Source organism: Bradyrhizobium sp. th-b2, from assembly GCF_000426785.1.
GTDB classification, from domain to species: Bacteria; Pseudomonadota; Alphaproteobacteria; order Rhizobiales; family Xanthobacteraceae; genus Bradyrhizobium; species Bradyrhizobium septentrionale.
Genome location: NZ_AUGA01000036.1, coordinates 46,842 through 60,434 on the forward strand (window position 1 = coordinate 46,842; position 13,593 = coordinate 60,434).

9 protein-coding genes are annotated in these 13,593 nt (G+C 65.2%); 6 read left to right on the forward strand and 3 right to left on the reverse strand.

From position 1 onward, the window contains the following. Window positions 1-95: 95 nt before the first annotated feature. Together K359_RS0131880 and ugpB are read right to left on the reverse strand one after the other, a co-directional pair. A complete protein-coding gene (locus K359_RS0131880; RefSeq protein WP_198031208.1) occupies window positions 96-1,046 on the reverse strand; it encodes a phosphotransferase in 951 nt (316 codons plus the stop codon). A 307-nt stretch (window positions 1,047-1,353) separates the two neighbouring features. Continuing rightward, window positions 1,354-2,673: a sn-glycerol-3-phosphate ABC transporter substrate-binding protein UgpB gene (gene ugpB / locus K359_RS0131885; protein ID WP_029082954.1), complete on the reverse strand. Its 1,320-nt coding sequence runs from the start codon at window positions 2,671-2,673 to the stop codon at window positions 1,354-1,356. A gap of 216 nt (window positions 2,674-2,889) precedes the next feature. Between ugpB and K359_RS0131890 the strand changes: the two genes are divergently transcribed. The 6 genes from K359_RS0131890 to K359_RS0131915 all read left to right on the forward strand — a co-directional run bounded on the left by K359_RS0131890 (window position 2,890) and on the right by K359_RS0131915 (window position 12,733). Further along, entirely contained in the window at window positions 2,890-3,846 is a 957-nt protein-coding gene (locus K359_RS0131890; protein WP_051346523.1) for a TRAP transporter substrate-binding protein, read from the forward strand. A gap of 97 nt (window positions 3,847-3,943) precedes the next feature. Further along, window positions 3,944-5,935, forward strand: a complete 1,992-nt coding sequence (locus K359_RS0131895; protein ID WP_156928763.1) for a HAMP domain-containing sensor histidine kinase — start codon at window positions 3,944-3,946, stop codon at window positions 5,933-5,935. Then, window positions 5,905-7,653 (forward strand): DUF3369 domain-containing protein, encoded by a 1,749-nt coding sequence (locus K359_RS0131900; protein WP_029082957.1) that lies wholly within the window; start codon window positions 5,905-5,907, stop codon window positions 7,651-7,653. The genes K359_RS0131895 and K359_RS0131900 overlap by 31 nt, the downstream gene beginning before the upstream one ends. Continuing rightward, window positions 7,650-8,387 carry a response regulator gene (locus tag K359_RS0131905; RefSeq protein WP_029082958.1) on the forward strand — a complete coding sequence of 246 codons (738 nt, stop codon included), beginning with the start codon at window positions 7,650-7,652 and terminating at the stop codon, window positions 8,385-8,387. The genes K359_RS0131900 and K359_RS0131905 overlap by 4 nt, the downstream gene beginning before the upstream one ends. A 202-nt stretch (window positions 8,388-8,589) precedes the next feature. Next, the gene (gene polA, locus K359_RS0131910) at window positions 8,590-11,655 is read left to right on the forward strand and encodes a DNA polymerase I (RefSeq protein ID WP_029082959.1); all 3,066 of its coding nucleotides are present in this window, start codon (window positions 8,590-8,592) and stop codon (window positions 11,653-11,655) included. A 442-nt stretch (window positions 11,656-12,097) separates the two neighbouring features. Then, entirely contained in the window at window positions 12,098-12,733 is a 636-nt protein-coding gene (locus K359_RS0131915) for a LysE family translocator (protein WP_029082960.1), read from the forward strand. Window positions 12,734-12,851: 118 nt separating this feature from the next. On the opposite strand, the gene K359_RS0131920 is transcribed toward K359_RS0131915, so the two are convergent. After that, a complete protein-coding gene (locus K359_RS0131920) occupies window positions 12,852-13,478 on the reverse strand; it encodes a glutathione S-transferase family protein (RefSeq protein ID WP_029082961.1) in 627 nt (208 codons plus the stop codon). Between the last annotated feature and the right edge of the window lie 115 nt (window positions 13,479-13,593).

Below are 13,593 nucleotides of genomic sequence, written 5' to 3' on the forward strand. Positions count from 1 at the left end.
ATTGCATACAAAGCAAGGCCGCCTGCTTAACAAACAAGCACAAAATAGGCGCTGCTCGCTTTCTGGCCGACCATCAGGGCCGCCCGCCAAGAGAGCTAATCCGGCCAGATCAGCTCCTGCAATTGCACGAAATCGTCGACCCGGTCCGGCCACCCGGCGATGCAGATGTGCCGGAGCGGATCGCTGGCCCAGTGCAGCATCAATAGCGCCATCAGCCGCCGCTTCAGCGCGAACGTCAAATCCGCAGATGCGATGCCAAAGCCGTCGAACAAGCTGCGCACCCTCCGCGGATGCCCGGCGGCCATGAAGGCGCTGGGACCGAGCAGGTCGTATTCGCCCCAGCCCGTCCGGACATCGCCGAAGTCGAACAGGCCGGCGACGTGCCAGCCGTCGGCCCGGCGCCCCAGCAGGAAATTCTCCGGGATGTATTCGCCGGTCAGGATCACCGGCGGCGCGGCCATCGGGATCAATTCGGCGGCGTCTCGCAAGAGATCATCGAGCCCGGCGAGGAATTTCGCCGGCAGGCCGAGCCGCTCGTGCCGCGCCCGGCACTGCGCGATCTGCCCGCGCATGAAGGCCTCCCAGCGCGGCTCGATCGCTAGCAACCGGCCTGGCGGCACGCGCTGCACCGCTGCGATCACGGCGCCGATCTCGGCGAGCACGCGCTCCCGCTCGGGCTCCGACAGCGATGGCCACACCTCCGAGCCGACGGTGCCGGACAGGCGGGTGATGACGAGATACGGCCAGCCGTCCCGCTCGCCCTCCGCGACCAGGTCGGGGATTGGAAAGCCGAGCCGTCCGCGCAGCTCCGCCAGCGCGCCGCGTTCGGAGATGAATTGCGGGCGCAGAAACGGCGGGAAGAGTTTCAGGATCAGCTCACCGTCGAGCCCGATGACGAGATTGGTGCCGGTCGAGAACACATGCGGGGTGCGCCAGAACAGCCCATGGCCGTCGGCAATATCGCGCGCGACCGGCAGCCAGCGCGACGTGTCGCTGCGCCAGGCGCGGTAGCTGTCGTAGGTGGTGATGGATGGAAGGGATATCATTTCAAGGAATCTCGTAGCCCAATCTATCCCCGTCATCCCCGCGCAAAGGCTTGTTCAACTGTCGTCCCTGCCTAGTGCGCAATTGCGCACGGGAGCAGGGACCCATACTCCGCGGCGGATGTTATCAAAGGGACTCGTCGTCCCAGTGGTGCGCAACCATGAGCTTCGGTGGTTATGGGTCCCTGCTCCCGTGCGCAATTGCGCACTAGGCAGGGACGACACCGAATCTGTTGCGCAGTCACTGAGTCATACATTCATCCAGGCTGTTCAACTGCTTCTCCGTCATCCAGGGAGGATGTGTGCACCCTCACCGGTCCGGATTGGCGCGCTCGAACTGGCGCAGCAGGCGGTTGCCGCGTTCGACGGCGTTGTCCATCGCGGCCTGCGCCGAACGCTTGCCGGCGAACACCTGCTCGAGCTCCTCCTCGATCACATCGCGGATCAGGACGAACGAGCCGAGGCGGATGCCCTTCGAGTTGTCGGTCGGTGGCTTCAGCGTGACCTCCTCGATCGACATCGAGGCGCCGGGATTGCGATCATAGAAGCCCTGCGTGCGGGTGAGATCGAACGCGGCGCGGGTAATCGGCAGGTAACCCGTGTTCTGGTGCCAGGCGGCCTGGACTTCCGGCCGCGACAGATAGGCGAAGAACTTCGCCACCCCGGCGTATTCGGCACGCGGCCGGTCGCGCAGCACCCACAGCGTCGCGCCGCCGATGATCGAATTCTGCGGCGCGCCCTGCACGTCGGGATCGTACGGCATCATGCCGTAGCCGACCTCGAATTTCGAATTGGCCCTGATGTCCGCGCGGGTGCCCGACGAGCCGATGAAGATGCCGCACTCGCCCTTCTGGAAGCGCGGCTCGGCCAACTGCCCGCGGCCGCTATAGTCGAAGGTCTTGTCGGCCTGCCACTGCGCGAGCTGCGCGATATGGCGCACCAGCAGCGGGTTGTTGAAGATCAGCTGCGCATCGAGCCCGGAGAATCCGTTGGCCTTGGTCGCGATCGGCAGATTGTGGAAGGCGGAGAAATTCTCGACGTTGATCCAGGACGGCCACGACGTGGTCACGCCGCACATTGCGCCCGCGGCGCGCAACCGCTTGGCCGCGATGCCGAGCTCCGGCCAGGTCCTCGGAGGCTGGCTCGGATCGAGCCCGGCCGAACGGAACATATCCTTGTTGTAGTAGAGGATCGGCGTCGAGGCGTTGAACGGAAACGACAGCATGTTGCCATCGACATCGGCATAGTAGCCGGCCACCGCGGGCAGATAGGCCGACGGCGCGAACGCTTCCGATTGATCGCGCATCAGCTCGAACACCGGATAGATCGCGCCGCGCGCCGCCATCATGGTTGCGGTGGCGATCTCGTTGACCTGAACGATCGCCGGCTGGCTGCGCGAGCGGAAGGCGAAGATCGCCGCGGTGACGGTTTCGGTGTAGTTGCCCTTGTAGACGGGCACGATCCGGTAGTCGGACTGCGAGGTGTTGAAATCGGCGGCGAGCTTCTCGAGCTGCTTGCCGAGCTCACCCGACATCGCGTGCCACCACATGATCTCGGTCGCAGCTTGCGCGGGCGATACAAGCAGAAGGGCCGCCACGGTGAGTTGCAGGAGTTTGAAAGCGAACTTCACGACGAGCTGTTCCTCGATGCCAGCGCGCAGTCATAAGGCGCCACAACCCCGGATTCAATCGACACCGCAGGTTGCACCGCGGATTTAACGTTTGGCCGATGGGCGAACCACCCACGTTCTGCTAGAAAGCATTGAACCTTTTTCTCCCGCCCTGGACACAAATCACAAGGGGAATTGTAGCCTGTGTACCGCCGCGCCGGCCTTTCGCGGACAATGATGCTTGCCGTCGCGCTGTTATGGACAGCGGTTTCGGCGAGCCTTTTTGCGCGCGAATTCCGCACTGCCGATACCCAGAATGAGGACTATCCGACCGTTCAGGCACTGAATTACATGGACCGCCTGATCGCCGAGCGGACCTCCGGCCGGCACCGCATCGTGGTCTTCCATTCCCGCCAGCTCGGCGAGGAAAAGGAGACGCTGGAACAGACCCGGGCCGGCGCCATCGATCTGAACCGGACCAACGTCGCGCTGATCGGAACCATGGTGCCGTCGGTCAACGTGCTGGCGATGCCGTTCCTGTTTCGGTCGCTTGAGCACCTGCAACATGTGCTGGACGGACCGATCGGGACCGAGATCCTGAACAGTTTCGAAGCCCATGGCTTCGTCGGATTGACCTTCTACGATTCCGGCGCCCGCTCGATCTATAACAGCGTCCGCCCGGTGCGCTCGCTCGACGACCTCAAGGGGCTGCGGCTGCGCGTGCAGCAATCCGAACAGATGTCGGACGTGATCCGCGCGCTCGGCGCCCAGCCGGTCGAAATGCCCTACGGCCAGGTGCTGACCGGGCTCGCCAACCGGCTGATCGATGGCGCGGAGAACAACTGGCCGTCCTTCGTCACCACCGGCCACTACAAATACGCCGGCTACTACACCTTGACCCGGCACACCATGAGCCCGGAAGTGCTGGTGATGTCGCGCAAGGCCTGGGCCAGCCTCTCGCCGGACGAGCAGACCATGTTCCGCGATGCCGCGCAGCGCTCCAGCATCTATATGCGCGACAAGTGGCGGGAGCTCGAGGAGCGCTCGCGCAAGCAGGCGGAGCTCGCGGGCGTCAAGGTCGTGACCGACTTCGACCGCAAGCCGTTCGAGGCGGCGATGGCCGGCATCTATGCCAGGGCCGAGCGCGATCCCGCTCTATCCGCGCTGATCGAACGCATCCGCAACATGGAGTAACCGGATCTTGGCTGCACCCAAACAGGACAGGAAGACACGGCGGCCGGCGGCCTTTGGGCCGCAGGGCCGTTTCCGTATCGTCCAGTTGCTGCGTGCGGTGCCGATCCGCTGGCGCATTCTTTCGATCGCGCTGCTCAACTCCGCGGTCGTGATCGTGCTCGCGGTGCTGATCTGGAACGGTTCGAAGGTGCTCGGCTCCGCCTGGGAGGATGTCCGCCAGGTGCGGGAATCCGACAAGATCCTGGCCAAGCTCGAAAGCGAGACCAGCCGGCTGCAGAACCTGATCCACCGCTACATCAACCAGCCGAGCCCGGACCTGTTCGCGGAAATCCTGCTGCTGCGCGAGGCCGTGCTCGGCACGCTGACCAACCGGGCCTCGACCGACCCGATGCTGTCGGGCTCGGTCGAGCAGCTGGAACGCGTCACCAGCCGTTTCCTCGACGGCTTCGGTGAATTGCGTACCTTGCAGACCAAGATCTCCAAGACCTATGACGAGCAGGTGCTGACGCCGACCAAGGACATGGCCGGACTCTATTCGATCATCGAGGGCGCGACCGGGCATCGCGACGCGCTGATCTGGCCCGCGCTCGGCAAGTCGCGCGAGGCGTTCACCTCGCTGCTGGTCGCCGCCAACGCCTACTACCTCTCGCTCGCCTCGTCGTCGGCCGAGGAGGCCCGCCGCAACATCGACACGATCGAGAAGACGATCCCGGTCATGACCGATATGGCCGAGAACGATTTGCAGCGCATGGCGCTGGCGCGGCTCAAGGTCAAGACCGCCGAGCTGCGCGACGGGCTCGGCAAGCTGAGCGAACAACTCACCAACCGCACCGACCTGTTGCGCAACTCGATCGACGCCAGCCAGGCCGACGCGATCGGCGCGATCGACGATCTCTCGGTGAAGATGCGCCAGCGCGAGCAGAAGGCGCAGGAGACCTTCGACAGGACGCTGTCGTCGATTTCGCGCCGGGTGCTGTCGATTGCCGTGGTCTTCCTCGGCGTCATCATGTCGGCCGGCGTCATGATCGCACTGTCGATCCGGCTGCCGCTCGCGCAGATCATGGCCGCGATGCGCACGATCACCTCGGGCGATCTCGACCGGCCGGTGCAGGGCACCTCGGCCAGGGACGAGGTCGGCGCCATGGCGCGCGCGGTCGAGGTGTTCCGCGAAAACGCGATCGCCAAGCGCAAGACCGAGGACGAGCTGCGGACCTCCAAGGAGAAGGCCGAAAGCGCGCTGCTCGAGCTCAATGCCGCGCAGCAGAACCTGATCGATGCCGAGCGGCTCGCCGCGCTCGGCGGCCTCGTGGCCGGCGTCGCCCACGAGGTCAACAACCCGATCGGCATCAGCCTGACGGTGGCCTCGAGCTTTGCCCGCCGCGCCGAGATGTTCGACAACGACCTGAAGACCGAGCCGCTGCGCCGCTCCAAGCTCGATGACTTCGTGCGCGCTTCGCGCGACGCTTCGCAGCAGCTGGTCTCCAATCTGCAGCGCGCCGGCGAACTGATCCAGTCGTTCAAGCAGGTCGCCGTCGACCGCTCGCATGCCGAGCGACGTCAGTTCAGCCTGGGCGAATCGACCGACCAGATCGTGGCGAGCCTGCGGCCGGTCCTGAAGAAGGCCGCCATCGCGCTGTCCGTCGACGTGCCCGAGGGGCTCCTGATCGACGGCTATCCGGGCGCCTATGGGCAGATCTTAACCAATCTTTTCCTCAACGCCGTCAATCATGCCTTCGCCGACGGCCGCTCCGGCAACATCACGATCTCGGCGCGCGGACGCGGCGCCGACGACGTCGAGATCATCTTCGCGGATAACGGGGCTGGCATGACGCCGGACGTGCAGCGGCAGGCGTTCGACCCCTTCTTTACGACGCGCCGCAACGAAGGTGGTACGGGCCTCGGCCTCCATATCGTCTATAACCTGGTCACCCAGCAGCTCGGCGGACGCATGATGCTGGAGTCAAGGGTGGGACAAGGCACCACTTTTCGCATTATCATGCCCAGGATCGCCAAGGGCCAGCCCACGATCACTGACGCAGCAGCTGACGGAACCAGTCAATGGCCGAACAGGACGATGTCCTCCAACTGATCGACGATACCGAGAGCCCCCCGGAGGACTCGTCGGCCCGCAAATGGAAGATCGCCGTCATCGACGACGATCACGCCGTCCATGAAGGCACCCGTTTCGCGCTCAGCGACTACAATCTGAACGGCTCGACGCTGGAGATCCTCTCGGCCTACTCCGCGGCCGAAGGCCGCACGCTGATGCGGGACAACCCTGACATCGCAGCCGTGCTGCTCGACGTCATCATGGAGACCGACGTCGCCGGCCTCGAGCTCGTCGAGTACATCCGCAGCGAGATCAAGAACGAGACCGTCCGCATCATCCTGCGCACCGGCCAGCCCGGCCAGGCGCCGGAGCGGCGCGTCATCGTGCAGTACGACATCAACGACTACAAGGCGAAGACCGAGCTCACCGCCGACAAGCTGTTCACCTCGCTGACGGCCGCGCTGCGCAGCTACCAGCAGCTCGAGCGCATGGTGCAGACAAGGCGCGGCCTCGAGATCATCATCGACGCCGCCTCGACCCTGTACGATTTCAAGTCGATGCAGCGTCTCGCCGAAGGCGTGCTGACCCAGCTCGCCTCGCTGCTCAATGTCGATTGCGCCGGGATCCTGGTGCTGCGCGACGACGGCAACGCAGCCGCATGCGATTTCTCGGTGCTGGCCTGCTCGGGCTGCTACAGCCGCTTCATCGGCACCACCTCGTCGAAGGCGCTCGATGCGGACCTGCGGCACATGGTGGAGGCCGCATTCCAGCGCCGCAAGAACGAATTCGCCGACCACCGCAGCGTGCTCTATTCGCGCACCGGCAGCGGCCGCGAGGTCGTGGTGCTGCTGCAGGCCGAACGCCAGCTCTCCGACACCGACCGTGCGCTGGTCGAGATCTTCTCGAGCCGGCTGTCGATCGCGTTCGACAATGTGATCCTGTACCAGCAGCTGCACGAGGCCAACAGCCAGCTCGAGGACCGCGTCGCGCAGCGCACCCGCGCGCTGATGCAGGCCAACCGGCGGCTGTCGGCGCAGTGGCTGCGGCTGCAGCGCGCCAACGGCTTCAAGAACGAGATCCTCGGCACCGTCGCCCACGACCTGAAGAATCCGCTCGGCGTGATCCTCGGCCGCACCGAGATGCTGACCGAACTGATCGGCGCCGGCTCGCCGAAGGAGAGCGTCACGTCGCAGGTCGAGCACATCCGGGATGCGACCAAGCGGCTGACCTCGATGGTCGACCACCTGATCTCGGATGCGATGGCCGATGCCTTCGACATCACCATTCGCCGCGAGCCGGTCGACGTCGCGGCCCTCGTCAACGAGGTCACCGAGGCCAATTTGCCCTCGGCCGTCAACAAGCAGCAGAGCATCTCGGTCTCGGGTCCGCAGCATTTCGTCACGATGTGCGACGCCGACCGGATCCGCGAGGCGATCGACAACCTCGTCAGCAACGCTATCAAATACTCGCCGATCGGCGGCAAGATCACGGTCTCGGTCAGCCACGAGGGCGAAGACACCGTGATCCGCATCTCCGACCAGGGCCCCGGCCTCAGCCCCGAGGATCTCGGGCGGCTGTTCGGCCGGTTCCAGCGGCTGTCGGCCAAGCCGACCGCGGGCGAGAGCTCGACCGGCCTCGGCCTCTCCATCGTCAAGCGCATCATCGACATGCATGGCGGCCATGTGACCGCTCAGAGCCCCGGTCCCGGACAGGGGTCGACCTTTACGGTTACACTGCCGGCGACAGAGACATCATGAACCAGAACCCGCATATCTTCATCGTCGACGACGAGGCGCCGGCCCGCGAGATGGTCGGCGATTACCTCAAGATGCACGGCTTTGGCGTGACGCTGTGCGATGGCGGCAAGAGCCTGCGCAAGGAGATCGAGAGCAGCACGCCCGATCTCGTGGTGCTGGACCTCAACATGCCCGAGGAAGACGGGCTGTCGATCATTCGCGACCTCAAGAGCAAGATCAACGTCCCCGTCATCATGCTGACAGCTACTGCCAGTCCGATCGACCGCGTGGTCGGGCTCGAGCTCGGCGCTGACGATTACGTCGCAAAACCCTGCGAGCTGCGCGAGCTGATGGCGCGCATCCGCTCGGTGCTGCGGCGGAGCGGCCCCGCGAAGACTGCGGCGCCGGAACCGGCCAGCGCGAAGGCCGAAAAGGAGCAATTGGTGCGGTTCGGCACCAAATGGCTCGATCTCGAGGCCCAGGCCTTGCGCGACGACGAAGGCAATGAGCACCCGCTGACGGCCTCCGAATTCGGCCTGCTGAAGGTGTTCGCGGCCAATCCGAAGCGGGTTCTGTCGCGCGAGCGGTTGCTGGAACTCGCCAATGCGCGCGATGCGGAAGCCTTCGACCGCGCCGTCGACCTGCGCATCATGCGGATCCGCCGCAAGATCGAATTCGATCCGACCAAGCCGTCGGTGATCCGGACCATCCGAGGCGGCGGCTATTTGTTCTCGCCGACCGGCGACAAGGCGTAGCTCTTCTCTATTGTCGTCCCGGCGAAGGCCGGGGCCCATACGCCGCGGCCGTCGTAACCGGCAGGCGGCACGACGGTCCTCTAACAACCCATTGTGGGTATGGGTCCCAGCCTTCGCCAGGACGACGATTTGGTTGTGTGGCACAAGCGGATTCTGTGACGCAAAGGCTGTCAATCCGCGCAAAAATCCCTAAGTTTCGGCCATGCCGAAAACAGCCTCCACAGACCCCGCCAAATCAGCCCCGAAGACCGCCCCCAAGCCCGTTGCCGCCGAGCCCATTGCTACCAGGCCCGCGGCGAAGGGCGACCATGTCTTCCTGGTCGACGGTTCGGGCTACATCTTCCGCGCCTATCACGCGCTGCCGCCGCTGAACCGCAAATCCGACGGGCTGCAGGTCAATGCCGTGCTCGGCTTCTGCAACATGCTGTGGAAGCTGCTGCGCGACATGCCGGAGGACAACCGGCCGACGCATCTGGCGATCGTGTTCGACAAGTCGGAGATCACCTTCCGCAACAAGCTCTATCCGGACTACAAGGCGCACCGGCCGCCGGCGCCGGACGATTTGATCCCGCAATTCGCGCTGATCCGCGAGGCGGTGCGCGCTTTCGACCTGCCCTGCCTCGAACAGTCAGGCTTCGAGGCCGACGATTTGATCGCGACCTATGCGCGGCTGGCGAGCGAGCGCGGCGCGACCACGACGATCGTATCTTCCGACAAGGATTTGATGCAGCTCGTCAACGACAAGGTCGTGATGTACGACACGATGAAGGATCGCCGCATCGGCCGCGACGAGGTGATCGAGAAATTCGGCGTGCCGCCGGAGAAGGTGGTCGAGGTGCAGGCGCTGGCCGGCGATTCCACCGACAACGTTCCCGGCGTGCCCGGCATCGGCATCAAGACCGCGGCGCAGCTGATCATCGAATATGGCGACCTCGATCAGCTGCTGTTCCGCGCCAGCGAGATCAAGCAGCCGAAGCGGCGCGAGGCGCTGCTCGAGAACGCCGAGAAGGCCCGCATCTCGCGCCAGCTCGTGCTGCTCGACGACAAGGTCGCGCTCGACGTGCCGCTCGACGACCTCGCCGTGCACGAGCCCGACTCGCGCCGGCTGGTCGCCTTCCTCAAGGCGATGGAGTTCTCCACCCTCACCCGCCGCGTCGCCGAATACGCGCAGATCGATCCCGCCAATGTCGACGCCGATCCCGGCAACAAGAGCGGCGCCAGCGTGTTCTCGCCGCTGCCGCCGTCGGATGTCACGCCGGCGCCCGGAGACGGATCGACCGCTGCTGCACCCGCAAGGCCGGCTTCGAATGGTCGCGGCAAGCCGAGCGGCGCCCGTGACGACAAGAATTCCAGCCTGAAGGGCACGCCGGCCGCGCTGGCGGAGACCCGCGGCGAAGCGATCCGCAACACCGGCTTCGACCGCAAGGCGTATCAGGCGATCGGCAGCCTCGACCAGCTCAAGGCCTTCGTCGCCCGCGTGCCCGACACCGGCTATGTCGCGATCGAGGCGATGTCCGAATCGATCGATCCGATGCAGGGCGAGCTCTCCGGGCTCGCACTGGCACTGGCGCCGAACGACGCCTGCTACGTGCCGCTCAGCCACCGCCAGCCCGGCGGCGGCGCCGGCCTGTTCGATGCCGGCCTCGCACCCGGCCAGATCAAGGCGGCCGAGGCGCTTGCCGCACTGAAGCCGCTGCTGGAGTCCGCCGGCATCCAGAAGGTCGGCTTCAACGTCAAGTTCACCTCGGTGATGCTGGCGCAACACGGCATCACCTTGCGCAACATCGATGATGCGCAGCTGATGAGCTACGCGCTCGATGCCGGCCGCGGCTCGCATGCGCTCGAATCGCTCGCCGAACGCTGGTTCGAGCATGCCGTCGTCAGTTACGGCGGCCTCGTCGGCAGCGGCAAGGGCAAGCTGACCTTCGATCAGGTCACGATCGACAAGGCGACCGAATACGCCGCCGAAAGCGCCGATTTGATCCTGCGGCTGTGGCGCGTGCTGAAGCCGCGCCTGGTCGCCGAGCGGATGACCACGGTCTACGAGACGCTGGAGCGGCCGCTGGTGTCGGTGCTGGCGCGGATGGAGCGGCGCGGCATCTCGATCGACCGCCAGGTGCTGTCGCGGCTGTCGGGTGATTTCGCCCAGACCGCGGCGCGGGTCGAGGCCGAGATCCAGCAGATCGCCGGCGAGCCGGTCAATATCGGCAGCCCGAAGCAGATCGGCGACATCATTTTCGGCAAGATGGGATTGCCCGGCGGCACCAAGACCAAGACCGGCGCCTGGTCGACCACCGCGCAGGTGCTGGACGACCTCGCCGAACAGGGTCTCGAATTCCCGAGGAAGATCCTGGAGTGGCGCCAGGTCTCGAAGCTGAAATCGACCTACACCGACGCGCTGCCGACCTACGTCAATCCGCAGACCCATCGCGTGCACACCACCTACGCGCTGGCGGCGACCGCGACGGGGCGGCTGTCGTCGAACGAGCCGAATTTGCAGAACATCCCGGTGCGCACCGAGGACGGCCGCAAGATCCGCCGCGCCTTCATCGCGACGCCGGGCCACAAGCTGGTGTCGGCCGACTATTCCCAGATTGAACTGCGGCTGCTCGCCGAGATCGCCGACGTACCGGTGCTGCGCCAGGCGTTCCGCGACGGGCTCGACATTCACGCCATGACCGCCTCGGAAATGTTCGGCGTGCCGATCAGGGACATGCCGAGCGAGGTGCGCCGCCGCGCCAAGGCGATCAACTTCGGCATCATCTACGGCATCTCGGCGTTCGGCCTCGCCAACCAGCTCAGCATCGCCCGTGAGGAAGCTTCGGCCTACATCAAGAAATATTTCGAGCGCTTCCCGGGCATCCGCGCCTATATGGACGAGACCAAGGATTTCTGCCGCCGCAATGGCTATGTGACGACGCTGTTCGGCCGCAAGTGCTATTACCCTGATATCAAGGCCTCCAACGCCTCGGTGCGCGCCTTCAACGAGCGCGCCGCGATCAACGCACGCCTGCAGGGCACCGCCGCCGACATCATCCGCCGCGCCATGATCCGGGTCGAGGACGCGCTGGCCGAGAAAAAACTGTCGGCGCAGATGCTGCTGCAGGTGCATGACGAACTGATCTTCGAGGTGCCCGACGGCGAAGTCGCGGCGACGCTGCCTGTGGTGCAGAAGGTGATGCAGGACGCGCCCTTCCCTGCAGTGATCCTGTCGCTGCCGCTGCAGGTGGACGCGCGGGCGGCCACCAACTGGGACGAGGCGCATTGATCTTCACCTCGCCCCGCAAGGGCGGGGCTCAGGGACGGTGGCTGCTCGTTGGTGAAGTGACGCTATCGCCGCCTATGCGACTCCCCTCCAAGTAAGGTGAGCACCAGCAGACGGGCTCCCTCCCCCCTTGCGGGGGAGGGTGGGGAGAGGGGTACCACACGACGTGCTCTCTCAACATGAGTTTCGACGACGCGCGGTTCGAAATTGCACGAGCCGCGCGTCCATTAGTCATCTCGCCCGCGGCTACCCCTCTCCCCACCCTCTCCCGCAAGGGGAGAGGGAGCCTAACCGATGTGCTCACCTCACTTGCGGTGTGCGATCGGTCGTTCCGGCCGAAGCCCTCGCACCACCGCTGCCGCTACATTGCTCCGAGAGCAATTCCAGCATGGCTGCGCGGCGAATGACACGCTAGAAGTGCGTGTATCCCCTCGCGAGAGCCAACATGCCCCACACATCCGCGTTGCTCGGCTTTGCACTCGTCTGCCTCGGCATGGTGCTGACGCCGGGCCCGAACATGATGTACCTGATCTCGCGCTCGATCACGCAAGGGCCCGGGGCCGGCATCGTCTCACTCGGCGGCGTCGCGCTCGGCTTCGTGTTCTACATGCTGTGCGCGGCGTTCGGCATCACCGCACTGCTGTTTGCGATTCCCTATGCTTATGACGCGCTGCGCTTTGCCGGCGCGGCCTATCTGCTCTGGCTGGCGTGGCAGGCGCTGAAGCCCGGCGGGCGCTCGCCGTTCCAGGTCAAGACGCTGAAGGTCGACGGCCCGCGCAAACTGTTCGCGATGGGCTTTGTCACCAATCTGCTGAACCCGAAGATCGCGATGCTTTATCTCGCGCTGCTGCCGCAGTTCATCGATCCCACCGGCAGCAGCGTGCTGACGCAGTCGCTCGCGCTCGGCTCGATCCAGATCGTGATCAGCGTCAGCGTCAACGCGATGATCGCGCTCGCCGCCGGCTCGATCGCAGTGTTCCTCGGCGCCCGCCCGACCTGGCTGCTGGTGCAGCGCTGGCTGATGGGCACGGTGCTCGCAGGGCTTGCGATGAAGATGGCGCTCGAGGCAAGGAGGGCGTAGAGCCCATCTCGTCATGCGCGGGCTTGACCCGCGCATCCATCGTTTGCGCACGCAAACATCGAAAGGTCTTTGCGAAGAGGATGGATTGCCGGGTCAAGCCCGGCAATGACACACCAGATCAATCCAGCTTCGCGTCCATGCCGCGCCTGGTGGCGGGGCGGGCCATCAGCGTCTCGTACCAGCGCTTGACGTTGGGGAAGTCGGCCAGATCGACCTTGTGGCGCGGATGGCGCCAGGCCCAGCCGAGGATGGCAAAATCGGCAACAGAGAGATCGCCGGCGACGAAGTCGCGGCCATCCAGCCGGCGATCCAGCACGCCGTAGAGCCGCCGCGTCTCGGCCATGTAGCGCTTCAGGCCATAGGCGCGGTCCTGCTCGTCCTCCAGCGCGATGAAATGATGCACCTGGCCCGGCATCGGGCCGAAACCGCCCATCTGCCACATCAGCCACTCATAGACCGGAATCCGCTCGGTGAGCGGCTTCGGCAGGAACTTGCCGGTTTTCTCGCCGAGATAGAGCAGGATCGCGCCGGACTCGAAGATGCTGACGCGCTTGCCGCCGGGACCGTCGGGGTCCACGATCGCCGGGATCTTGTTGTTCGGGCTGATTTCGAGGAAGCCGGGCGCCATTTGCTCGCCCTTGCCGATATTCACCGGGATCACCTTGTAGGGCAGGCCCATTTCCTCCAGCGCGACAGAGATCTTGCGGCCGTTGGGCGTGTTCCAGGTGTGCAGCTCGATGGACATTTCCGCTTCCCTCGCAAGTGTTTGGCGCTTGCTTTAGGGGGAACCCGTTGATCGCACAACCCGCGCTTTCCGCACACGGCTGCGCTGAAATGGCGACGCGGGCACTGTTGACGGC

Bases quoted from the DNA above. Each gene is read 5' to 3' on its own strand.
- K359_RS0131915 (WP_029082960.1), top strand. From the start codon at position 12,098: ATGCCCCACACATCCGCGTTGCTCGGCTTTGCACTCGTCTGCCTCGGC.
- K359_RS0131900 (WP_029082957.1), top strand. From the start codon at position 5,905: ATGGCCGAACAGGACGATGTCCTCCAACTGATCGACGATACCGAGAGC.
- K359_RS0131890 (WP_051346523.1), top strand. From the start codon at position 2,890: ATGCTTGCCGTCGCGCTGTTATGGACAGCGGTTTCGGCGAGCCTTTTT.
- K359_RS0131905 (WP_029082958.1), top strand. From the start codon at position 7,650: ATGAACCAGAACCCGCATATCTTCATCGTCGACGACGAGGCGCCGGCC.
- K359_RS0131880 (WP_198031208.1), bottom strand. From the start codon at position 1,046: ATGATATCCCTTCCATCCATCACCACCTACGACAGCTACCGCGCCTGG.
- polA (WP_029082959.1), top strand. From the start codon at position 8,590: ATGCCGAAAACAGCCTCCACAGACCCCGCCAAATCAGCCCCGAAGACC.
- K359_RS0131920 (WP_029082961.1), bottom strand. From the start codon at position 13,478: ATGTCCATCGAGCTGCACACCTGGAACACGCCCAACGGCCGCAAGATC.